The organism is Shimia fortis, from assembly GCF_040225985.1.
Lineage (GTDB): Bacteria > Pseudomonadota > Alphaproteobacteria > Rhodobacterales > Rhodobacteraceae > Shimia.
The window spans coordinates 18,877-39,832 of sequence record NZ_JBBPEU010000015.1; the positions used below are offsets into that span (position 1 = coordinate 18,877).

At 58.1% G+C, this 20,956-nt stretch carries 23 protein-coding genes; 13 read left to right on the top strand and 10 right to left on the bottom strand.

Annotation, left to right across the window (positions count from 1 at the left end; all coding sequences use genetic code 11):
- Positions 1-54: 54 nt before the first annotated feature.
- A complete protein-coding gene (cls, locus tag WNE31_RS17090) occupies positions 55-1,467 on the top strand; it encodes a cardiolipin synthase (RefSeq protein WP_349981164.1) in 1,413 nt (470 codons plus the stop codon).
- Here cls and WNE31_RS17095 read toward each other — a convergent pair.
- The 5 genes from WNE31_RS17095 to WNE31_RS17115 form a co-directional block, all read right to left on the bottom strand.
- Positions 1,459-2,334 (bottom strand): YihY/virulence factor BrkB family protein, encoded by an 876-nt coding sequence (locus WNE31_RS17095; RefSeq protein ID WP_349981165.1) that lies wholly within the window; start codon positions 2,332-2,334, stop codon positions 1,459-1,461. The genes cls and WNE31_RS17095 overlap by 9 nt on opposite strands.
- A 426-nt stretch (positions 2,335-2,760) precedes the next feature.
- Positions 2,761-3,780 (bottom strand): AraC family transcriptional regulator, encoded by a 1,020-nt coding sequence (locus WNE31_RS17100; protein WP_349981166.1) that lies wholly within the window; start codon positions 3,778-3,780, stop codon positions 2,761-2,763.
- A gap of 235 nt (positions 3,781-4,015) precedes the next feature.
- Entirely contained in the window at positions 4,016-4,207 is a 192-nt protein-coding gene (locus tag WNE31_RS17105; protein ID WP_349981167.1) for a hypothetical protein, read from the bottom strand.
- Positions 4,208-4,307: 100 nt separating this feature from the next.
- Positions 4,308-4,769 (bottom strand): hypothetical protein, encoded by a 462-nt coding sequence (locus tag WNE31_RS17110; RefSeq protein WP_349981168.1) that lies wholly within the window; start codon positions 4,767-4,769, stop codon positions 4,308-4,310.
- Positions 4,770-4,911: 142 nt separating this feature from the next.
- Positions 4,912-5,727 (bottom strand): response regulator, encoded by an 816-nt coding sequence (locus tag WNE31_RS17115; RefSeq protein ID WP_349981169.1) that lies wholly within the window; start codon positions 5,725-5,727, stop codon positions 4,912-4,914.
- Positions 5,728-5,832: 105 nt separating this feature from the next.
- On the opposite strand from WNE31_RS17115, the gene WNE31_RS17120 reads away from it, so the two are divergent.
- From WNE31_RS17120 to WNE31_RS17135, 4 genes are read left to right on the top strand one after another with little or no spacing between them, the layout of a single operon-like run.
- Positions 5,833-5,985: a NepR family anti-sigma factor gene (locus WNE31_RS17120; protein WP_349981170.1), complete on the top strand. Its 153-nt coding sequence runs from the start codon at positions 5,833-5,835 to the stop codon at positions 5,983-5,985.
- Complete coding sequence (locus tag WNE31_RS17125; RefSeq protein WP_349981171.1) at positions 5,975-6,556, top strand: RNA polymerase sigma factor; 582 nt, start codon at positions 5,975-5,977, stop codon at positions 6,554-6,556. The genes WNE31_RS17120 and WNE31_RS17125 overlap by 11 nt, the downstream gene beginning before the upstream one ends.
- Positions 6,556-8,310: a sensor histidine kinase gene (locus tag WNE31_RS17130; protein ID WP_349981172.1), complete on the top strand. Its 1,755-nt coding sequence runs from the start codon at positions 6,556-6,558 to the stop codon at positions 8,308-8,310. Before WNE31_RS17125 ends, WNE31_RS17130 begins: the two co-directional genes overlap by 1 nt.
- A gap of 10 nt (positions 8,311-8,320) precedes the next feature.
- Complete coding sequence (locus WNE31_RS17135) at positions 8,321-9,850, top strand: phospholipase D family protein (RefSeq protein ID WP_349981173.1); 1,530 nt, start codon at positions 8,321-8,323, stop codon at positions 9,848-9,850.
- A 59-nt stretch (positions 9,851-9,909) separates the two neighbouring features.
- Here WNE31_RS17135 and WNE31_RS17140 read toward each other — a convergent pair whose 3' ends face one another.
- Entirely contained in the window at positions 9,910-10,563 is a 654-nt protein-coding gene (locus WNE31_RS17140; RefSeq protein ID WP_349981174.1) for a PRC-barrel domain-containing protein, read from the bottom strand.
- Positions 10,564-10,714: 151 nt separating this feature from the next.
- The gene (locus tag WNE31_RS17145; RefSeq protein WP_349981175.1) at positions 10,715-11,665 is read right to left on the bottom strand and encodes a mechanosensitive ion channel family protein; all 951 of its coding nucleotides are present in this window, start codon (positions 11,663-11,665) and stop codon (positions 10,715-10,717) included.
- A 206-nt stretch (positions 11,666-11,871) separates the two neighbouring features.
- Between WNE31_RS17145 and WNE31_RS17150 the strand changes: the two genes are divergently transcribed.
- On the top strand, positions 11,872-12,051 hold the full coding sequence (locus tag WNE31_RS17150) for a PLDc N-terminal domain-containing protein (protein ID WP_349981176.1): 180 nt from the start codon (positions 11,872-11,874) through the stop codon (positions 12,049-12,051).
- A 174-nt stretch (positions 12,052-12,225) separates the two neighbouring features.
- The gene (locus WNE31_RS17155) at positions 12,226-12,396 is read left to right on the top strand and encodes a DUF1328 domain-containing protein (protein WP_349981177.1); all 171 of its coding nucleotides are present in this window, start codon (positions 12,226-12,228) and stop codon (positions 12,394-12,396) included.
- Positions 12,397-12,464: 68 nt separating this feature from the next.
- On the opposite strand, the gene WNE31_RS17160 is transcribed toward WNE31_RS17155, so the two are convergent.
- Together WNE31_RS17160 and WNE31_RS17165 are read right to left on the bottom strand one after the other, a co-directional pair.
- Entirely contained in the window at positions 12,465-13,316 is an 852-nt protein-coding gene (locus tag WNE31_RS17160; RefSeq protein ID WP_349981178.1) for a polysaccharide deacetylase family protein, read from the bottom strand.
- 42 nt (positions 13,317-13,358) lie between these two features.
- Positions 13,359-14,132, bottom strand: a complete 774-nt coding sequence (locus WNE31_RS17165; protein WP_349981179.1) for a TetR/AcrR family transcriptional regulator — start codon at positions 14,130-14,132, stop codon at positions 13,359-13,361.
- On the opposite strand from WNE31_RS17165, the gene WNE31_RS17170 reads away from it, so the two are divergent.
- The 6 genes from WNE31_RS17170 to speB are packed head-to-tail and all read left to right on the top strand — an operon-like array spanning position 14,131 to position 19,353.
- Entirely contained in the window at positions 14,131-15,189 is a 1,059-nt protein-coding gene (locus WNE31_RS17170) for an ABC transporter substrate-binding protein (protein WP_349981180.1), read from the top strand. The genes WNE31_RS17165 and WNE31_RS17170 overlap by 2 nt on opposite strands.
- Positions 15,190-15,247: 58 nt before the next feature.
- A complete protein-coding gene (locus WNE31_RS17175) occupies positions 15,248-16,057 on the top strand; it encodes an ABC transporter permease (RefSeq protein ID WP_349981181.1) in 810 nt (269 codons plus the stop codon).
- Entirely contained in the window at positions 16,057-16,848 is a 792-nt protein-coding gene (locus tag WNE31_RS17180; RefSeq protein WP_349981182.1) for an ABC transporter ATP-binding protein, read from the top strand. The genes WNE31_RS17175 and WNE31_RS17180 overlap by 1 nt, the downstream gene beginning before the upstream one ends.
- A gap of 24 nt (positions 16,849-16,872) precedes the next feature.
- Positions 16,873-17,640, top strand: coding sequence for an SDR family NAD(P)-dependent oxidoreductase (locus tag WNE31_RS17185; RefSeq protein ID WP_349981183.1), 768 nt, complete (start codon positions 16,873-16,875; stop codon positions 17,638-17,640).
- A complete protein-coding gene (locus WNE31_RS17190) occupies positions 17,637-18,368 on the top strand; it encodes an SDR family NAD(P)-dependent oxidoreductase (RefSeq protein ID WP_349981184.1) in 732 nt (243 codons plus the stop codon). The genes WNE31_RS17185 and WNE31_RS17190 overlap by 4 nt, the downstream gene beginning before the upstream one ends.
- 16 nt (positions 18,369-18,384) lie before the next feature.
- The gene (speB, locus tag WNE31_RS17195) at positions 18,385-19,353 is read left to right on the top strand and encodes an agmatinase (RefSeq protein ID WP_349981185.1); all 969 of its coding nucleotides are present in this window, start codon (positions 18,385-18,387) and stop codon (positions 19,351-19,353) included.
- A 363-nt stretch (positions 19,354-19,716) separates the two neighbouring features.
- Here speB and WNE31_RS17200 read toward each other — a convergent pair whose 3' ends face one another.
- Entirely contained in the window at positions 19,717-20,952 is a 1,236-nt protein-coding gene (locus WNE31_RS17200; protein ID WP_349981186.1) for a hypothetical protein, read from the bottom strand.
- Between the last annotated feature and the right edge of the window lie 4 nt (positions 20,953-20,956).

Genomic DNA, 20,956 nt, shown 5'->3' on the forward strand with positions numbered 1-20,956 from the left:
ACGCAGATGACGCTAGGCTGATTGAAATTCTGCGCCAGACTTTCGGAGGGCCGCATGTACGCCACCCTGCCCGTCATTCTATTTGTTCTGCTCGAATCCGTGGCGATCTACTTTGCCTTTCGCGCGGTACAGAATGCCCGTACGCCGCAAGGGTCGGTGGCCTGGGTCGTATTCCTGCTGGCCGCGCCCTATCTGGGGATCTTTTTCTACCTGTTCCTCGGGCACAAGAAATTCGCTGGTTATGTCATCAAGCGGCGCGAATCCGAACGGGTGGTCGAAGGGATCGAAGCGTTCCGCGCGACCCATCCAATTGTCGGGGATGATGACAATGTCGGCTATGAAACGTTCGAGCGGCTGGCCGCCTCGCCCATCGTGTCGGGCAACGCCATGGACCTGTTGGTCGACGGCGAAGAAACATTCGACGCGATTTTCGAGGCAATAGACGCCGCGCAAACCTATGTGCTGGTACAATTCTACATCGTGCGCGATGATGATCTGGGGCGCGCCCTGCACGCACGGTTGATGGCGGCCAGCGCGCGCGGGGTCCGGGTGCTGTTTCTTTATGACTCGGTTGGCAGCAACAAACTGTCCCGAGATTATGTCGAGACCCTGACCAATGCAGGGGTAAACATCCTTGACACCAACGCCTTGCGCGGACCCACCAACCGGTTGCAGGTCAATTTCCGCAACCACCGCAAAACCGTGATCGTGGACGGGATCGTCGGGTTCACCGGCGGGTTGAACGTGGCCAACGAATATATGGGCCATCACCCCGAGATGGGGCACTGGCGCGACACCCATTGCCGCCTGCGCGGGCCGATTGTATCGCAGCTTCAGCTTGTATTTTGCGAAGACTGGCACTGGGCCACGGAAAGCAGCCTTTTGGATGACCTGTTCTGGGAAGCTCCGCGCGCCGAGGAAAACATGGACGCGCTGTTGCTGGCCCCCGGCCCCGCGGACGAGATGGAAACGGGCAACCTCTATTTCTGCGCCGCCATCCGCGCCGCTCGCAAACGAATCTGGATCGCGTCGCCCTATTTCGTGCCTGATGCCGATATCCAGTCCGCGCTCAAAATCGCGGCCATGCAAGGCATCGACGTGCGTATCCTCGTGCCGGGCAAGCCGGACCATTGGTCCACTTATCTGGCCGCTTTCGACTATTTCGACGAATTGCGCGAAGCGGGGGTCAAGTTCTACATCCATGATGACGGGTTCACGCACCAGAAGGTGCTGCTTGTGGATGAAAGCATCGCCTCGGTAGGGACGATCAACCTTGATAACCGGTCATGTCGTTTGAATTTCGAGACAACAGCGATGTTCTTTGACGTACGCGCGGCGCGGGATGTGGCGCTCATGCTGGAAGCGGATTTTGCGCAATCCTACCTGCTTGAGACATCCCTGCCCGATCAGCCGCTCTGGATCCGCCTCGGGGCGCCGGTGGCCCGTCTGTTTGCGCCGTTACTCTGACGGATGCCCGCCACGTAATTCGTCAAGCCGCGCGTTGTATTCGGCACCAAAGACCAGAACCGCCGACATCAGGTACATGAAGATCAGCGCCGTCATCACCCCGGCCAGACCGGCATAGGTCATGCTGTAGTTCGAAAAGGTGCGGATGTAATAGTCAAACCCGCTGGCACAGACGGCCCAGAGCACCATGGTCAGCAGCACCCCGGGCAGAACCGAACGCACCGGCCAGCGCAGGCCCGGCAGCCATTTATGCATGGCGATCAACCCGAAAAACAGGAACCCCACCGTGACCAGACGGGCCATGATCTCGCTGGTGACAAGGTCCAGATGCAGCACCGGCAGAGCGTCGGACACATAGGCCAGATAGACCGGCACCAGCACGCCCAGAACGCCCGACACCGTAACGAACACTGCCCCACCCATGGCAAAGGCCACGGCAACCAGCCGCTTTTTCCAGATCGGACGCGGGTCATCTTCGCGGTAGGCTTCTGACAAAACCTCGCGTACGGCCTCGAACCCGTTTGAAGCCAGCAACAGCGTCAACAGCGCCCCCACCGTCACCGTGGACCGGCCCGAGTTTTGAAGAACGGCACGCACTTCGGTTTCGATCGGACGGGCGATTTCATCGGGCCAGCTGCCGAAGACCACATTCAACAGGTCTTCAAGGCTGCCATAGTTCTGGGTGATCTGGTTCGTCGAAAACAGAACGGCCACGGACAGGACCAGGATACAGAACGGGAAGATGGCAAGGATCATGGAAAACGCGACATAGCTGGCGCGTTTCAGCCCGTCTTTGCCAAAGAACCGGCCCGGCGCGTCCTTGAGCGCCTGAAAAAAGGGAAACAGCCTGTCCGCAAGGTTTTCCATCCCTGCATAAGGGCGCGATCCGGCCCTGTGGTCAACCGTTTAGACCCCGGTCCTTTGCGAAACTCGACCCTGTCGCAAATTCAAAAGAAACAGGCCGCGGCTGCAAAGTAAATCCGGGTCGGACCCCTCATATCAGTATCGAAGAGGTGATGAGACCCAAGACACCTCCTGCCAAAACCCGACCGGCTTACGCCTTGGGCCGACCGGGTGCCACTCACAGAAAACCAAGGCCGGCGCTGGCCGGTTTCCGGCCAGCGTCACAGAAATTTCCCGCGCACCGCGCGGAAAGGACACGTTTGCCTGAAGGGCCCCCTTCCCAGTCTCGGGTGGCCTTTGTGGGGGCGACGTACCGACCGGTCTCATGATCGGATCGGGGTGCGGGCGCAGCTGGCAAAGCCCTATGGCCGGTTGCGCCCGTATCGAATCTCAGGCCGATCCCGGCAAGAGCGGCACCCCGCGCCTTACCTTGAGAGGAGACCTGTCAAACCACCGTTTGAACGCCTGATTGAATGCCGTCTGGTCCGAATAGGCCACGGCCAGCGCCACCTCGGAGAGCGGAAGGTCGGTTTGCTGCACCAGCGCAAGTGCCCGTTTCCGGCGTTCCTCGTCCAGAATATCGCGGAAGCTGGTGTTTTCCGCCTTGAGGCGCCGCTGCAAGGTGCGCGGCTGCAGGCGCAGAGCCGCCGCGACCCGATCCTGCGAGACCAATCCCAGCGACAATTGCCGGAACACTTCCAACCGGACACGATCCGAGAAACTCTGGCCCTTCTCGGCGCTGATCTCGGCAAGGTAGCGCCGGATGATCGGATGAAAGGCCACATCGGTACGCTTTAACGGTTCGTCCAAGACCCTGGCATCAAAAACGAGGCGGTTTATCTCGGTTCCGTAGCGCACCGGACAGCCCAGTTCGAGCGCGAGACTGTCGCGGCCTGTGGGCGCCGCATGCACAACGCATGCCTCGTAGAATTTAACTTTGTGCCCCACGATACATTCCAGAATCGTGCGCGAATTACACAGGCCACTTTCGCGGAACTGGCGCTTGTCGCCCCGGCTGCCACGCAAGGCCCAGATCATCTCGGCAGGCCCCTCGCCTTCGGGTTCGTTCAGTGCCACGACCACGCCATTGGTGTGCAGGTAAAGGTTGCGGATGATCTCGCGAACGGCGGTGCGCACAGAGGTTTCCATGCGCGTCACCAGCGCGACCACGCCCAGCGTTTCAAGCGCGTGGTAACGCGACAGGTGCACGCCCAAATCCGGCATGTCCCACTTCTGCGCGCAGTCTTCCAGCAACGCGCAGGCGGATTCAAAATCGACTTCGGCCTCATGCGCCGTAAAGACTGCCGGGTCGATATCGTGCTTTTCCAGAAGCGCGTCGAGATCCAGACCTCGCCGCAAGGCGATATCGTCAAGCCCGGACAGGGCGGATGCGCGAATATAGGTGCCCATTATGAAAAAAACCTGCGTTAGAATGGGCACATTCTAGCAGAGTTTTGCAGTGTTCCAATAGACCCGCAATGCTGCACTGCGTCATTTTGTGCACGCACGGGGCGCATGCCCAAATCGCGGGCAGACCACAAAAAAGGGGGCCGGCATGTGCCGACCCCAAGGTAGGAAATGGCCCGGTCCGGGACAGGTCCGGGGAAAGGACTGAAGGGCCATTTCTAGGCAGGTTTGAAAGGATTTACTGGCTTTCGGTGACTTCCCCTTCCACCGAGCCGACCCCCGGAACGGTGATGCTGATATCCGGCTCGTCACCAGGAAGACTGCCGCCAAGAACGACCCAACCCAGCACCCCCAGGGCCACGACGACACCGCCCAACACGAAGGCCAGCACTGCATTGGATTGCGATCCACTGTTTGTTTGGTCGGTCATGGTAAAACTCCTTATGTCCGTTTCATAAGATCAACGCCTCAGGCGACTTACGGTTCCGTGACAACCAATAAAATCCCGCACGTCGCTGCGTTTGACCTGTTTAGAACCATGCAAAAAACCCCGTGCAATCCGTGACTTGCTGTGTACCCGCCGGATAGGTGGGCAAACGGTGCAGCGCATCCTCATTGATCGCCGAAACAAGTATCAGGTCTTCGTCCGGAGGGGCCGCAACCGTAAGAACGGCTGCAGGAAGATGGACCGGTCGGGCCTGCGTCAGCATCGTCTGCGGTGGCAGCCACACCACAGCCCCATTCACCGCGCCATTTCCGTCCATGTCGAGCGATCCGATGCATCCCACAGGCTGTCGCGAGGTTGTTACGACCTGCGCATCCAGCAATTCATCAACCCGGGCACTCGCGAGGCTGAACGTCCCGAGTGATATTAGATCCCTCTGATCGGGCATGCGGTTTCCCGGCATGGTGTCGTTTACGGATGGAAACGGCAGCGCGGCCAGCGACACGCCCAATGCACCGATTGCTCCGAGAAATGTCTTGAACAGCATTTGGTCCTCCTCGTCCCCGTTGGTGAGTCCTTGCAAAGACAACCAGAGAAGCAGCCGAAGGTTCCGACAAACACCTGACTTGAAATGAAAAACGACCCCAACCCGTGGGTTGAAGCCGTTTGTGCCTTTTTAAGATTTCGCTTCAGGCAGACAGGGTTTCTGTGCTGCTGAAGAACATCGCCTGACTGACCGCAGACCGCACCTGATCCTCGGAATAGGGTTTGGTGATCACGAAGGCCGGTTCGGGACGTTCACCTGTCAGCAACCGCTCGGGAAAGGCCGTGATGAACACAACCGGCATGTCCCCTGCATCTTTGAGAATATCATTGACCGCATCAATACCAGACGATCCATCGGCAAGTTGGATGTCCGACAGGACAAGGTCCGGTTTCTCGCGCGCGAATAGCTGAACCGCCCCCTTGTGCGTGCGCGCAACCCCGGTAATGGCGTGGCCCATCTCGGACACGATATCTTCAAGATCCATCGCGATGATGGATTCATCCTCAATAATCAGAACGCGTCCAGACAGGCTGTGTGCCATTTCGCGGCGGGCGGTTTCTATAAGGGCCTGTGCCTCGCGCTGATCAATCGCCATCACTTGGGCGACTTCGAACACAGGGAATTCCTCGATCGTGTGCAGCAAAAGCGCCTCGCGCGAATTGGCGGTCAATTTGCCAAGGCGTTTCTGGGCCTGCGCATCCGCGCCAAGTTCCCCTTCTTCCTGAACCGGGGCACCGGCACTTGTCCATACGGCGTGAAATGCGCGGAACAGCGCGACCTTGTCGCTGAACCCCATTTCAAACACCGATTGGTCGGCAATCAGCGCCTCGATCGTGGCCGCAGCATAGGTGTCGCCGGTGTTCTGGCTTCCGGTCAGGGCGCGCGCATAGCGACGCAGGTAGGGAAGCAGTTGGGCGACCTTGACCGACAGATAATCCGGCTGTGCATTCGAAGACATGTTTTTTTGACCTCATTGTCACTTTTCTTGGAACCAAACGCGCCGGACTGCGTTTGGTTCCAAGAAACGCGTAAAAAAGTTACCGGTAGAAACAGGAAACCCACTATGGTTGGCGAAACAGGAAAATCCAGCCTTGAGGAACAGATCGACGAAAACCTGAGAAAGGTTTTTCAAAAGGACACCGAAGAACCCGTGCCCGATCGGTTTGTGGACCTGCTCAAGCAGCTCAAGGAACGGGAACAAGCAAATGACAAATAGCTCTACGGCCGCGGCCGATTCGAGGGACGAGATTCTCGAACACCTTCCAAGTATGCGCGCCTTCGCGATGAGCCTGACCCGCAACCGGGCCTCGGCGGATGACCTGGTGCATGACAGCATCGTGAAGGCGTGGAAAAACTTTGACAAGTTTCAGAACGGCACAAACCTGCGGGCGTGGCTGTTCACGATCCTGCGCAACACCTTTTATTCGCAGCGGCGCAAGGCCAAGCACGAAGTGGCCGATGTCGACGGCGCGATGGCGGCCACGCTTGCGGTCAAGCCCCACCATGACGGGCGCCTGGCGCTGGCTGATTTTGAAAAGGCCTTTGCCGAACTGACCGACGAACAACGCGAGGCCCTGGTCCTCGTCGGGGCCTCGGGGATGAGCTATGAAGAGGCCGCAGAAACCTGCGGCGTGAAGGTCGGAACGGTCAAGAGCCGCGTCAATCGCGCCCGTGCCCGGCTGATCGAACTGATGTCTCTGTCCGAAGACGAGCCCCTCGAATTGACAGACCAGGCCACGGTTGCCGTTGTCTCAGACAGTATTCTTCCCCGGAAAACGGCAGTGTGATGAACTGGATCAAGACGGCCACCCGGTCGCTGACGTTCAGAATTGCCGTGCTTCTGGCAGTCGCCATGTTGCCGGTCGGGATGATTTCGATCGAGCAGAACCGGCAGCTTCTGAAAGATGCCGAAGAACGCCAGTATGCCACGCTTCTGGCCATGACCTCGGAGGCTGCCGACCGCGAGGCCGCCTATGCCACGATGGCGTTCGGGGCCGCACAAGCGCTGGCGGCAATTTCGCCAACCTCTGGCGGCGATCCGGCCTCTTGCGCCGCGCGCCTGTCACGGTTCCTGGAGACTTCGCACGTGATCGCCTTTATCGGGGTTATTGACGCCGACGGCAGGATCAGTTGCGCGACGTCGCCCCAACAGACTGACATGTCAGACCACCGTGTTTTTCAGGCCATGCGCGATGACCCCTCGCCGCGCGCGTCCTTCGTGCGCCGGTCTGCGATCAACAAGGACCCGGCGGTCGTGATCTCGGTGCCCATTCTTTCCGATGGGGCCTTTGACGGGCTTGTGGCGATTGTCTTGAAACACGCGATGCTCAGCCTGCCCCAAGACAATCCCGCCAACGAAAACTTCATTGATCTTATCGCCTTCAACGCGGATGGCGAGGTTCTTGCCTCGAGCCGCGGCCTTGAGGATGTAGCGCGCCGGTTGCCGGCCAATAACGCGCTGCAAAACCTAGCCAGAATTGGCAAAACGGTCTTTGTCGGCACCAATTCCGAGGGAGCCAAACGGGTTTTTGCCGCCGTGCCGATCATTCAGGGCGAGATTTATGCGCTCAGCAGCTGGGAACATGACCGCGGTCTCCTGTTGGAAGGGCAGCAGGAAATTTCAACGTCTCTCATGATCCCCCTTGGCATGTGGATGGCCGGCCTGTTGGTCGCCTTCCTGTCGGTACAGGTCATGGTTTTGTCCCCTATTCGGGATTTGCGGCTGAGGATGCAGGCCTTTCGCAAGACACGCCAGATCGGCGGGGTATCGCGAAAACTGGCCACGCCGTCGGAAATCATCGAGATGGATGAAACATGGCAGGATATGGCCGAAAGCATCCTTCGGGACGAAGCCGACCTTGTGAACTCGCTGCACCAGAAATCGGTGTTGTTGAAAGAGGTGCATCACCGCGTGAAGAACAACCTGCAACTTGTGGCCTCCATCCTGAACCTCAAGATACGCAAGACCAGATCAGAGGCGGAAAAAACCGGACTGGTCGAAATTCAGCAACGGGTGATGCGGATCGCTCATGTGCACCAGAAGCTCTATGAAACCACCAGCGAAGAACGCATCCGCGCCGACGAATTGCTGGCCACCGTCGTCAACAACCTTGTCGATTCGGCCCTTGTGGCGCGTGAAAAGCCTGAAATCCATCAAAGCTATGATCAGGTCGTGCTCTATCCCGATCAGGCTGTACCGCTAAGCCTCGCCCTGAGTGAACTGGCCACGAATGCTATGAAATACATGGGCGCTGGCGCGGGTGAAACCGCATGGCTGTCTGTGCGCCTGACCCTGACAGACGAAAAGATGGCAACGCTCGAGGTGGCGAATTCCATTGGCCCGACCGAGGTGACGGCAGAACAGCCAGAGTCCACCGGCCTTGGGGATCGCCTTGTGCGCGCCTTCACTCAACAGCTGGAAGGGCAGCTCGATACGATGCGCGACGAAGACGGGGTTTTCCGGGTCCTTTTGACCTTTGAGATCGCAGATTTTGTCGAAGAAGACCCACAAAGCGATGGCGCACCACCGGCAACGGGGTAAGAGTACCCACGTGAAATACGTCGAAACCCTGATAACGGCGCAAGAAGCCTATCCGGCGTTCGAGCGCAGGCTGCTTGCAGCGCGTCACTCCGTAACCATGGGGTTTCGGGTCTTTGACCCGTTGACCCGGCTGCGCAGCACCGAAGCACAACAGATTGGCGAGACTTGGTTCGATCTTCTTGTCGACACGCTGAACCGCGGCGTCGATATCACCCTGTTCCTGTCCGATTTCGATCCGCTGGTCGCGACCGACCTGCACCGCCGCACCTGGCGCAGCGTGCGTCTGCTCTGTGCCATTCCCGAAATCGCCGCACGCGACGCGGGGCGCCTTGTCATCCGGCCCGAACTGCACCCGGCCCGCATTGGCGCCGCGCCCGCCATCCTGACCGCCCCGTTGGTGATGTGGCGCAAAGGGCGATTGCGCAAACGCTATGCGCTGGCGACCGATCCGGCAGGAAAAACCACCTTCTCGGAACTTCCCGGGGTGCGCTATGCCCTGTCGCTGCGCGACCCGCGACTCCCGGGATCCTTTCCCGCCTCGCATCACCAGAAAGTCGCAGTGATCGACGATCGCTGGACCTATATCGGTGGTCTCGACCTTGACGAACGCCGGTTCGATTGCAAAGCCCACGACCGCCAGCCGGAAGACACGTGGCATGACGTTCAACTTTTGATTGAAGATGAGTCTCTGGCGCGGGCGGCGCGGGCGCATCTTGAAGAGTTCACCGCAGTGACTGCGGGCAAGCATCCCCCCTCGGCGCAAGTTTCGCCGCTTGTGCGAACCATGTCCTCGGCGCGCCGGCCACCGGACCTTTGGGCTTTTTCCCCCCGCCCCGTCATAACCGAAATCTACGACGCACACTTGCGCGCGATCACATCCGCGCAACACCTGATCTATCTCGAAACCCAGTACTTTCGCGAAACCGCCCTCGCCCGGGCGTTGGCGCGCCGCGCCCGCGAGGCCCCAGACCTTCGGCTGGTTCTGATCCTGCCGGGGGCGCCGGACACCGTGGCCTTCCGCAAGACGCCCGGTCTTGACGGGCGCGTGGGCGATTACCTTCAGGCGAAATGTATCCGTATCCTCAGAAAGGCGTTCGGTCCCCGGCTTGTGGTCGCAAGCCCCGCCCAACCCCGCACCGCACAACCGGACAAGGACAGACCGGACCGAGCCACTTTGCAGGGTGCGCCGGTGGTTTATGTCCATGCAAAGGTTTCCGTGTTTGATGACAGGTCGGCCATCGTGTCCTCGGCCAATCTCAATGGCCGGTCGATGAAATGGGACACGGAACTGGGCGTGGACCTGACGGACTCGGACGAGGTGCGCAAGGTACGCCAACGCTGTGTGGACCACTGGCTGGACCAGTCCCAAACCGGCACGCAGGCGAGCTTGGAAGACAGTTTCGCGCGACTTCGAAAGGTCGTGGCCGAAAACGCCAAGAAGCCCCCGGCAGAGCGCAACGGTTTCCTCGTGCCCTATGATCTACGCGCGGCGGAAGATACCGCTATGGCCATGCCGGGCGTGCCCGACGAAATGGTCTGACCCGACAAAAAAGGGGCCGCATCGCGCGGCCCCTTTCCGGTTGCTATCCTGTCAGCGTATCAGCTGTTTTGCAGCTCGGCGCGCTGTTCAAGCTCTTGCTCGGTCGCGGTGACGTAGACACGGAGGTCCGCGTCCTCTGCACGCAGGAAGCCCATTTCAAGCACATCGACCGCAACTTCGGTTTCCCCGATCCCGAGGAAGCCCCCGATCTCGATGGTTGCGGCCTTGACCTTGCCGGCCTTGCCGGTTTCCACACGGGCAACCTCGCCGATGCGGTTGTTGTTGATATCATAGACCGGCTGCCCCGCCAGTTCCGAGGCCGCCACGCCTTCAGGCGACACGATCACCAAATCCTCGTCCGTGGCGTCGGCCACAATGGCCTCCATCTCTTCGGTCACTTCGGCATAGGCGTCGCTCACATTGTCGGCGACGTCATCGGCGGCGTCCTTGGTGGCATCATAGGCCTCGGCAGTCACGGCCTTGGTCTTGTCCCAGGTTTCCTCGATGGCTTTGCCAGCCTGCGAAGATTTCTTCTTGAGATACTGCTGCGCGTCCTTGCCCGCCTCGGTGACGTCATTTGCGGTTTCCGTCAGGAAGTTTTCGGACTGCGCCTCGGCGCCGGTGGTGGTAGTGCCCTGTGTGGTCGCGGATTGGGCAAACGCCGCACCGGCAAACACCAGTGAGAGCGATGTGGTTGCAAGAAGTTTACGCATAACGATCTCCTTCTTTGTTTGGTTCATGCATTGACCGCGTCTTCTGCGGCCGCTCTGGATAATCAACGCATGGCCGCGCCGACCGTTCCAAATTTTGATGAATTTTTTTTGCGCGGGCCACAGACAAGGGGTGCGCCCTGACCCGTGCGGTTCAGCTTGCCTGTTGCGGGGTCTGGTCGTGCCCAGATTCATCATCGGTATTCACCAGCGCCAGCGTCGGAGGTTGGTGAACCAGCGTGCGGGTCGGAAACGGAATGTCGATCTCTTCGCGGTCAAGCGCCTCTTTCACCTTGCGCTTCATGTCGGCCTGATACTGGAAATACTCTTCGGCCGGACACCAGACACGCACGAGGAAATCAACAGATGACTCGCCAAGGGCGTTGACCTGGATAAATGGCTCGGGGTCTTTCAAAGAGCGGCGATCCGCCATGATAGTTTCGCGGATCACACGCTCTGCCTTACCAAGGTTCACGCCATACCCCACGCCAAAGGACCATTCCGCCCTGCGCGTGTCATAGACCGAATAGTTGCTGATGGTGTTGCCCCACACGTCCGAGTTCGGCACGATGACCTGCACGTTTCCAAGGTCGGCGATTTCGGTATAGTTCAGCGTGATCTCTTTGACCGTACCGGTCACGCCATTGACGGTCACGAAATCCCCGATCTTGAGCGGTCGGAACAGGATAATCATGACACCCGCGGCGACATTGGACAGCGTGCCCTGCAATGCAAGGCCGATGGCGATCCCGGCGGCCCCGATTACAGCAACGATCGAGGTGGTCCGAATTCCGAAGGTGTTGAGAATAAGCAAACAGGTAAAAGCCAAAACCGTATAACGCGCGATATTCCCAAGGAAGGTGAACAGGGTCGTATCCATAGTTTCATGCTCTTCCCCCAACCTGCGGATGCGGCGCCCGATCAGCCCAGACAGCGCAAAGCCAAGCAACAAGAGAACGATGGCCGCTAGGACATTGCCCAGAAGCTGCACCAGCATGTCGAGCGTCAGGATATCTGACAACGACTGCCCTGCGTAGATCTCGGTTTCGGTCAGGGTGGCAATCCAAGATTTAAAGGATTGGTAAAGGCTTTCGGTCTGTTCCATGGACTCCTCATTCGGCGTTGTGGGTGGTCCGCGTTCGCGCGCGCAGGCGGGAGCGGACACATGTCATGGGTCAACGCGGTAACCCGCCCGAAGTTCCAACATGCAACGTGGCGCAGGTTCATGGGAACCAAAGTGCCCTCACCCGCGTTGGATATGCAAAATGCATGGCTGCACCATGCCCATCAAAACCTGGAAAGGAGAAAATGATGCTGGAAGTAAGCGGACTTGGGGGGCTGATTATCCTGGCCTTGGACATCTGGGCCATCGTGTCGATCGTGGGCTCTGCGGCCTCGACCGGGAAAAAGGTGCTTTGGACGCTTCTTGTGCTTCTTCTTCCTGTTGTGGGCTTTATCATCTGGCTGATTGCGGGACCGCGCGCGCGGTAAAGGCTGCCTCAGCAGTGCTGCCCCAATAACGCCCCTCATTTGGAGGGGCGTTATTTTTCGAGTAATTAACGTGCTGTTCTTATGTTGAAGGGAACCAAATCCCACCTGACGCGTTGGTGTAACAGAAGGCCGCGGACACCTGCGGTGCAGACTGATTTGTTGAAAGGAGACGACATGCTTTATTGGGCACTTGTATTCTTTGTGGTTGCGCTGATTGCCGGCGTAATGGGATTTGGCGGAATCGCCAGCGCCTCGGCCGGGGTGGCACAAATTCTGTTCTTCCTGTTCTTGATCCTGTTTGTGGTGGCCGTGGTGATGCGCCTTGCGCGTGGCGGCGCGCGGTGACCTTCGCAGCATACTGACAGACTGCGGCGCCGGTTTGGGCGCCGCTTTTCGTTTGGGTTGAATATTCCCTAGCCGATCTTCTCGGTCCGCAGCTTGTCTGCATTCTCGCGCGCGTATGTCGCAATTTGTTCCAGCGGTGCAAACCAAACGTCCCCCCTGTCGAGAATAGCCTCAAGGTGGCGTTCCATCTCGCGCCAGCGCGCCAGACGCCCGGTCAGGAACGGATGCAGCACCGGCATCCAGAACCCGCCCGCCTCGTACATCGCTTCAAATTCTTCGAAAAACGGTGCGATGCCTTCGCGGGGCCCACGCACCGGCATGAGATAGTCGATCTCGGCGAAATGCGCGAAGGGCGGCCAGTCATCAGTGCCCCAATGCGGCGGCACCTCGATCAGGCTGCCTTTGGGGGTTTGCACAAGATAGGGCAACTCATCCGCCATCATCGAACTGTCATAGAGAAAGTCATGCGAGATCAGCCGGTCCACCATGGCAGGCGTGATGCTGTAGACCGGCGCGCGATAACCTCGTGGTTTCCGGCCCGTCAGCCGGACATGCACCTCAAGCGCGCGTTCGAACAATTCCGCCTCCTCGGCGTCGGAATGGCCCATCGGGTCTTCGTGGCGCCAGGAATGGTGGCCGATTTCATGACCGTCTTTCAAAATCGCCTCGACGGTTTCTGGGTAATTCTCCATCACCCAGCCGGGCATAAAGAAGGTCTGGGTCAGGCCAAAACGGCGATAGGTGTCAAGGATGCGCGGCACCGCCACTGTCGGCCCGTAGCGCCCCATCGAGATCGGTTGCAACCGCAGCTCCGCATCATCGCGGCACGCATCCCGGATCAGCGAATCCGCATCAATGTCAAAGGTGATGGCAGCAGCGCATTTTTTGCCCTCGGGCCAGTCTATCGGGTGTAAAAACATGATGTTCCTTCTTTGAGTCAGTCCCTGCACGGCGGCAGAGAGTCAGGACGTCGCGGGGTAGAACGACAACAGGGCGCGCAAATCGCGGCGCAGCCTGTGGTCAATATCCGCGCTTGTCAGGTCATCCGAACTGATGAACTGGATGAAACGGGCGTTCTGGAGATGAAATAGCGCCTTGCCGAGATCCCTTGCGTTCACCATGTCGGGCAGCGCCCCGCCCTCTTGCATGGCCTCGATCTTGCGCACCAGAACCTGCGCCAGTTCCTGATCCAGCTCGAAATAGGTTTTGCTGAGAGGCGATCCGGCATTCAGCGTCACAGCAGAAATCACCTGACGCCAGATCTCTTTTTCGAGGTTCTGCATGGCGTGATCTACGATGATCGCGGCAAACTTTGCCGTCACTTCGATCAAATCGCCCATTTCTTGTGCAAGTTCGTTTGTAAGACGGGCAATCAACTGGGCATCACTCTGCGCGATGAGCGCCAGAAGGATGCCTGCCTTGGTGCCATAATATTTGTGCACCGTCACGCCGGACACCCCCGCCGCTTCGGCAATGGCCTCGATCGTGGTGCCCTCAAACCCTTGTTTTAAATAGAGTTCCTTCGCCACCTCGACGATTTTTTCCTGGCGTTCCTGTTTTTGGCGCTCTCTCAGACCCACGGAAAATTCCTTTGCATTCTGCTGCCTCTCTCCCATTAAACCAATTTCCCTGCAAGTTAGTCCACTAAAAAAATTAGTTGCATTAAGTTTTTTAGTGGATACGGTTTTTGAATATGAACTGAACGAAAAACCGAAACCAAAGCGAGGAATTGCCATGCGTTCTCTTACGAAAATTGCCTCAGTTGCCACCTTGGCGCTGGGTCTCGGAGGGGCAGCAGCCTCTGCCGATACGGTGCGGGTGGGTGTCTGTGTCTCCTGGCCCGGATATGCGATGCTGGAAGTGGCCCGCCAGAACAACCTGATCCCGGGCCACGATCTCAAGATCACCATTTTCGAGGATCCGCTGGGCGGACATTCGGCCCTGGCAGCAGGTCAACTGGATGTCTATGGCTGCACAGCCGACTATACCCCGCTGACTGTGGACCGTGGCACCGATGTGGTGAATGTGGCCTTCCTGAACCCGTCTTACGGTGTGGATCATGTCATTCTCGCACCCGGCATCGAAGCTGCCGATCTGCCGGGCAAGAAAGTCGCCGCGCCGCAGGCCTATATCGGGCACCTGCTGATGGGGATCTGGCTGGACTCGCTGGGCGTTACGCCCGATCAGGTCGACTGGGTCAACCTGAACGCGGACGAGGCCGTCGGCCCCATGCTCTCGGGTGATCTGGCGGCGGCCTATATGTACGAGCCGTGGATTTCCAAAGTGCTCGAGGCCAGCCCCGGTTCGAAAAGCGCCGTGCACACAGCCGACCCGGAGGTCCTGAAGACAGGGATCTTTATGGACGCACTGTATATGAACAAGAACTTCATCGCCGAGAAACGCGATGTGGCGCTGGATGTGCTCAAGGCGCGCTGGGACGGTCTGGGGCACTGGAACCAGAATGTCGAAGCCACGAACAAGGCGCTGGCCAAGTTCCTGCAATGGCCGGAAGAAGACATCGGTTATGTGATCGGCACGGACGGCAAAAGCTTTGAAGGCGGTATCTACATGCTCGACTTTGATGAATCGGCGCGTCTGTGTGGTGTGCTGGACGGGGAACCGCCCTTTGGCATGGCCAACGGGTCGATGGCAGACTCGGTGGCCCTGACCAATGATTGGTGGGTGAAACTTGGCCTGATGGACAAAACCGTCGATGCCGCAGCCGGGATCGACTGCAGCCTTATGGGCGACCTGGTAAAGGCCGGTTACCGCCAGACACTGACCGCCAACTAACCCCGAAAGCAGGAGCGCCGCGTGGTGCTCCTGCCCTTTTGTTTCAGGAGAAACCCCGGTGCCATCCTCGACACGTTCCAAGCGTTTTCTGGAAGTGCGCGCGCCTGTCAGCCGCCGCCAGAGATTGTTATCCGCCTTCGGGATCTGGGCCCTTTTCTTTGCCATATGGACCATCGCGTCCGAGACCGGCATGGTGAACGAGCTGCTTGTGCCCTCGCCCCAGAAAGTCTTCGGCGCGACCTATGAACTGTTTGCCGAGCGCGACTTTGCCAGCGATATTCTGGTCTCGATCACGCGAGTGCTTGTGGCTTTTGGCATGGCCTGCGTCGTCGCTGTGCCGCTTGGCGTGATGATGGGCACCTTCCCTTCGGTCGAGGCGATCTTTGCGCCCTTTGTGTCGGCCTGGCGCTATCTTCCCGCGCCGTCGTTCATCCCGATCCTGCTGATGTGGTTCGGCACTGGCGAGGCGCCCAAGCTGGCCCTGTTGTTCATTGGGGTCATCTTCTTTCTGGTCACGCTGATCATGGACCACACCAAGAACGTGCGAAAGGAACTGATCGAGACCGCGCTCACGCTGGGCGCGAACCGGTGGGTAGTTGTGCTGAAAGTGGTTTTTCCCGCCGCTCTGCCGGATATCGTTGTCGCGATGCGCCAGATGCTGGCGATGGCCTGGACCTATCTGGTGATCGCCGAGATCGTTGCTTCGACCACCGGCATCGGGGCCATGATGATGCGGGCGCGCCGTTTCCTCAAAACCGATGAAATTCTTGCAGGCATTATCGTGATCGGCGCGCTTGGCCTGTTGTTTGACCTTCTCTTTGCCGCGCTGCACCGCGCCCTCTTCCCCTATCTCAAGGAGAAACGCTGATGACCGGCACCCTGGTTGATATCACACACGTCTCCAAAACCTTTGACCTTGGACAGGGCAAAACGCTTCAGGCGGTGCGGGACGTATCCTTTGCAGTCGAGAAGAACTCGATCTGCGTCTTGCTGGGGCCGTCGGGCTGCGGCAAATCCACCATCCTGCGCATGATTGCCGGGTTGGAAACCGCAACCGAAGGCGAAATCGTGATTGGCGGGCGGACAGTAGACGGACCGGGCCGGGATCGGGGCATGGTGTTTCAGGCCTATACGTCTTTTGACTGGCTCTCGGTGCGCAAGAATGTAGAGTTCGGCATGAAGGTGAACAATGTGCCCGCGCAGGAACGACGCGGCCGCGCCGACCATTTTCTGAACCTCGTGGGCCTGTCCAAATTTGCCGATGCCTACCCCTCGCAACTGTCGGGCGGGATGCGCCAGCGCGTCGCGATTGCCCGCACATTGGCCAATGACCCCGAGGTTCTGTTGATGGACGAACCCTTTGGCGCGCTCGATGCCGAGACCCGCTGGCTGATGCAGGAACTGATGATTGATGTTGCCGAAAAGACCAACACAACCATGGTCATCGTGACCCACGATCTGGAAGAAGCGATCTTTTTGGCGGACAAGATCATTTTCCTGTCCAGCCACCCCGGGCGCCTCAAGGAAGAAATCGTTCCCGCCTTCAAACAAGGCGCAAGGATTGCCGACAAGGAACATATCATCCGGCTGGACGGCTATAGTGACCTTGAAGAACACCTGATGCGCCTGATGCGCGAGGAAGGTCACAGGGATGTGTAAAACACCACCAACAGGAGGGCGGCCATGACGCTGTCATTCGATTTCACGGGCAAATCCGTTCTGGTCACCGGCGCCAGCAGCGGCATCGGATACGCAGTGGCAAAAGGTTTTGCCGCAGCGGGTGCCGATCTGACAATACTGTCCTCGACCGACGCGATCTTTGACGCAGCCAAAGAGATGCCGGGCAAGGTGCAGGCGATCAAATGCGATATTTCCGACGCTGCAGCGGTGACACGGGCACTGGCGCCGGTGAAAAAACTGGATGTCCTTGTCAACAATGCGGGGCTGGAACGCCCTACCCCACTGAACGGCGCGCATCCGGACGGGAACGCTACCTTTGAAAAGATCGTAGGCATCAACATCACGGGCACCCAGAACGTTACCGATACGCTGATCAACCGGATTGCCGAAGGCGGACGGATTATCATCACCGCCTCGATCTGGGCCAAGACCGCCGTGGGCGGCTTTTCCGCCTATGTGGCCACAAAACATGCCAATGTCGGGCTGATGCGGACATGGGCGCAGGAACTGGGGCCGCGCGGCATTCGTGTGAACGCGGTCTGTCCCGGCTGGGTCAAAACCGGACCGGCCATGAATTCCCTGCGCGAACTGGCCGAAACCAGCGGACAGACCGAAGAGGCCCTGCTGCAAGAGATCATATCGGCGCAAGCTGTCGGCGGCTTGATGGAGCCCGCCGACATGGTTGCGACTTACCTATTTCTGGCCAGCGAGGGCGGCGCAAATATCACCGGTCAGGCGATCAACGTGGACCGCGGCGAGGTGATGTCATGACATTGAAGGGCAAAACCGCTTTTGTCACCGGTGGGTCGCGGGGCATTGGCCGCGCGATCTGCGCCGCGCTGGCAGATCAGGGCGCCAAGGTGGCGTTTTGCCACTATAACGACCCAGAGGCCGATACCACGCTGGACCTGATCAATGCCCGGACACGGGGGCTGGCGATGTCGGCCGACGTGGCCGATGAGCAGGCCGTCGACGGCTTTTTCGATACGGCCTGCGCGGTGTTGGGGACGCCGGATATTCTGGTCAACAACGCAGGTATTCTTGCCGAGAGCCCACTGGCCAACACGGACGCCGACGCCTTTGATCGCGTGATCGCCGTCAACCTGCGGGGCAGCTTTTTGGCGGCCCGTGCTTTTGTGCGCCGCGCAAACACCGGGCGGATCGTCAATATCGCCAGCGATCTGGGGCTGTTGGGGCGTGAAAACATGCTGGCCTATACCGCCTCGAAGGGCGCCATTATCACCATGACCCGCACGCTGGCCCGTGAACTTGCGCCCGATATCCTTGTCAACGCGGTGGCGCCCGGTTCGACCGAAACCGACATGACTAGCCCCGAAAACATGAGTCCCGAGGCCATTGCCAAAGACCTCGACACCCCGCTTGCCCGTTTCGGCCAGCCCCGGGAAATTGCCGAAATGGTGGCCTACCTTGCCGGCCCCAAAAGTGGTTTCATCACCGGACAATGCTTTGGCGTGAACGGCGGAAGCGTGATGCTGTAACACAGGAACAAACACCATGAGCGATCCCTTTTTCCATCCGGTTTCCGGCTTTGACGTTCCCCGTTTTGCCGGGGTGCCAACCTTCATGCGCCTGCCCCATGTGGGGCTGGACGATGCGCGCCTTGGCGAAGTGCAGGTGGGGCTGATCGGCACGCCATGGGACAGCGGCACCACCAACCGACCCGGGCCCCGCCATGGCCCGCGCCAGCTGCGCGACATGTCGACTATGATCCGGGCCCAGAATGGCGCCACCGGCGTGCGCCCGTTCGAGATGGTGAACTGCGCCGATCTGGGCGATGTCGGCCCGAACCCCGCCGATCTGACCGACAGCATGGCGCGGATCACCGCATTTTACGAACAGGTCACGGCGGCGGGAATCGTGCCGCTGACAGGGGGCGGCGATCATTTATGTTCCCTGCCCATCCTGCGCGCTCTTGGCAAAGACACACCTCTGGGTATGATCCATTTCGACAGCCACACCGACCTGTTCAAGGACTATTTCGGCGGCACGCAATACACCCACGGCACGCCTTTCCGGCGCGCCATCGAGGAAGAGCTTCTGGATCCCAAACGCGTGGTCCAGATCGGCATTCGCGGCACCACCTATGACAGCGAGGACCGTGATTTTGCCGATGCGGTCGGGGTGCGGGTAATCGCCATCGAAGAATTCCACGCCCGCGGCGTCGAGGACGTGATGAATGAGGCGCGCGAGATTGCAGGCACCGCCCCGACTTACGTGTCTTATGACATTGATTTCGTCGACCCCGCCTTCGCCCCCGGCACCGGAACGCCCGAGGTCGGCGGCCCCAATTCTTATCAGGCGCTTCAGGTCGCGCGTCTGCTGCACGGGGTGAACATCGTGGGTGCCGACCTTGTCGAGGTCTCGCCCCCCTTCGACTCGTCCGGCGGCACCGCTTTCCTTGGCGTGTCCATCATGTTCGAGATTCTCTGCAACCTCGCGCTGAACCTGGCAGCGCACAGTTAGAGGCCCGGAATATGTAAAGCCCTGACTTCAGGCGGCGCGGCAAGGAAACTACGCCGCGCAGTAACGGTGTTGTGGCCGAGGCGCGAACTAACTCAATCAAACTTCAATACAAATAGAGTGATTGTGGCGGAGCGACAGTCTTCCAAACCTTTTTTTTAAGTATCTACTTTAAATAAATAAAAATTTATTTCTTTTCGATAATACCACAAATTATACCACCTAAGACTGCCAATTTGGCAAGACGGTTGGTTTTTAGCGCGTTGTTTCAATATTGGTTTTGCTAGAAAGTGTAATGGAACCAAGAAACCATTTACGCCTGTGGCTATGCCAACCAAGTTAGCATCTACGCACCGCCACCACATTTTAGTAATCACGACATTTAGAAAGTGCCTCAACAACCATCTTGCGAGCTACTTTAAGTTTCTGAATATCTTCTTTCCTAAATGCATACCCTTCAAACTCTGCGCGGTGTGGGTGCGCTACGTATCTGCGAATACCATAGTTTACCCCTTGCAGTGATTTCTTCACCAAAGTCTTGGATTGTGGATGAAATAGTGGCAGGAAGCGCGCCCAATTCTTCAATAACAAATTAACCAGATTTAGGTAAGTTAAATATGACGTATCAGGCACGCCGTCCCGCAGAGGTAATTCGTCAATCACGTCTTGTTCTATGTAGCTAAGAAGCGCGAGGCGGTTCGAGTAAGCGTTCAGCGCTTTGTGCACCAAAAGGCTAAGTTGACGCTCTAGATCCGAAAACACCCGATATGCTTCTTGAGACCTGTTTTCAGCGGTATCCGCCCTCTTTGCTATGTACTTCAAAACAGATCGTACCATTTCCTCGTTTTCATCAAAGCCACTCTGCCAACCTCCTGAGAGTCTGCGGCGGTCTTGTGCAAAGTCACCGGAAAAAACCAGCCCATTTTGTTTTTGAAAGTGGCGTTCAACCGCAACCACGTTTTTTTCTCCAACGGGTCTTTGTTCGAGAAAATCTCCTGGTCCAACAAAATAGTGAAGAAGCCCTGTTTCAATTAGAGGAAAACACCCCCGACCATACTCAAGCAAATTTGCCTGTGATAGCAAAGCCTCTTCCCTTCCGCCCAACAGTTCCGAGTTCAAAAAGCAACTATCACCGGCTCGAAACCAAACGCTAGAGTCGCTCCAATCGTCTTTGTGCCTGTCTGTAGAAAAAACCTTTGTAGGCGTTGGGAATACTTCAATGTGTTTGTATAGTTCTCTTACATATTGGTAATGCTCCAATTGACCTCCACCACGCGGGCTGAAGTAACGCTCCCAATCACGGATCGATTGGAGCAAAAATGGCGTTCCCTCTTTGATCTTTTCTATGAGCTTACTAAAAAAGCCGTAGCCATCGCCAAAAGTAGTAATCAACTCCTTATTGGTAAGACCAACAACGGCTTCTGACTCTTCAAGCGCCTCAATAACTCGCTTGCAGTATGCCACATTATCCATGTCGCTGGTAAAGAGTGGGAACCTCGCCAATGAAGCACCAAACTCTCGCGCTGCTAGTTCCCAAAAACCTTCAACCCTCGTCTTCTCATCGTGTGGTTTTTCGTAAACATCGAGAAAGAAAATCTTCATGGGC

What these genes read in the sequence shown, in the direction of transcription:
- WNE31_RS17160 (WP_349981178.1), bottom strand. Translation starts at nt 13,316, where the DNA reads ATGTTTTTACACCCGATAGACTGGCCCGAGGGCAAAAAATGCGCTGCT.
- WNE31_RS17110 (WP_349981168.1), bottom strand. Translation starts at nt 4,769, where the DNA reads ATGCTGTTCAAGACATTTCTCGGAGCAATCGGTGCATTGGGCGTGTCG.
- WNE31_RS17170 (WP_349981180.1), top strand. Translation starts at nt 14,131, where the DNA reads ATGCGTTCTCTTACGAAAATTGCCTCAGTTGCCACCTTGGCGCTGGGT.
- WNE31_RS17155 (WP_349981177.1), top strand. Translation starts at nt 12,226, where the DNA reads ATGCTTTATTGGGCACTTGTATTCTTTGTGGTTGCGCTGATTGCCGGC.
- WNE31_RS17105 (WP_349981167.1), bottom strand. Translation starts at nt 4,207, where the DNA reads ATGACCGACCAAACAAACAGTGGATCGCAATCCAATGCAGTGCTGGCC.
- WNE31_RS17150 (WP_349981176.1), top strand. Translation starts at nt 11,872, where the DNA reads ATGCTGGAAGTAAGCGGACTTGGGGGGCTGATTATCCTGGCCTTGGAC.
- WNE31_RS17115 (WP_349981169.1), bottom strand. Translation starts at nt 5,727, where the DNA reads ATGTCTTCGAATGCACAGCCGGATTATCTGTCGGTCAAGGTCGCCCAA.
- cls (WP_349981164.1), top strand. Translation starts at nt 55, where the DNA reads ATGTACGCCACCCTGCCCGTCATTCTATTTGTTCTGCTCGAATCCGTG.
- WNE31_RS17165 (WP_349981179.1), bottom strand. Translation starts at nt 14,132, where the DNA reads ATGGCAATTCCTCGCTTTGGTTTCGGTTTTTCGTTCAGTTCATATTCA.
- WNE31_RS17095 (WP_349981165.1), bottom strand. Translation starts at nt 2,334, where the DNA reads ATGGAAAACCTTGCGGACAGGCTGTTTCCCTTTTTTCAGGCGCTCAAG.
- WNE31_RS17120 (WP_349981170.1), top strand. Translation starts at nt 5,833, where the DNA reads ATGGTTGGCGAAACAGGAAAATCCAGCCTTGAGGAACAGATCGACGAA.
- WNE31_RS17180 (WP_349981182.1), top strand. Translation starts at nt 16,057, where the DNA reads ATGACCGGCACCCTGGTTGATATCACACACGTCTCCAAAACCTTTGAC.
- WNE31_RS17190 (WP_349981184.1), top strand. Translation starts at nt 17,637, where the DNA reads ATGACATTGAAGGGCAAAACCGCTTTTGTCACCGGTGGGTCGCGGGGC.
- WNE31_RS17100 (WP_349981166.1), bottom strand. Translation starts at nt 3,780, where the DNA reads ATGGGCACCTATATTCGCGCATCCGCCCTGTCCGGGCTTGACGATATC.
- WNE31_RS17200 (WP_349981186.1), bottom strand. Translation starts at nt 20,952, where the DNA reads ATGAAGATTTTCTTTCTCGATGTTTACGAAAAACCACACGATGAGAAG.
- WNE31_RS17145 (WP_349981175.1), bottom strand. Translation starts at nt 11,665, where the DNA reads ATGGAACAGACCGAAAGCCTTTACCAATCCTTTAAATCTTGGATTGCC.
- WNE31_RS17125 (WP_349981171.1), top strand. Translation starts at nt 5,975, where the DNA reads ATGACAAATAGCTCTACGGCCGCGGCCGATTCGAGGGACGAGATTCTC.
- WNE31_RS17140 (WP_349981174.1), bottom strand. Translation starts at nt 10,563, where the DNA reads ATGCGTAAACTTCTTGCAACCACATCGCTCTCACTGGTGTTTGCCGGT.
- speB (WP_349981185.1), top strand. Translation starts at nt 18,385, where the DNA reads ATGAGCGATCCCTTTTTCCATCCGGTTTCCGGCTTTGACGTTCCCCGT.
- WNE31_RS17130 (WP_349981172.1), top strand. Translation starts at nt 6,556, where the DNA reads ATGAACTGGATCAAGACGGCCACCCGGTCGCTGACGTTCAGAATTGCC.
- WNE31_RS17185 (WP_349981183.1), top strand. Translation starts at nt 16,873, where the DNA reads ATGACGCTGTCATTCGATTTCACGGGCAAATCCGTTCTGGTCACCGGC.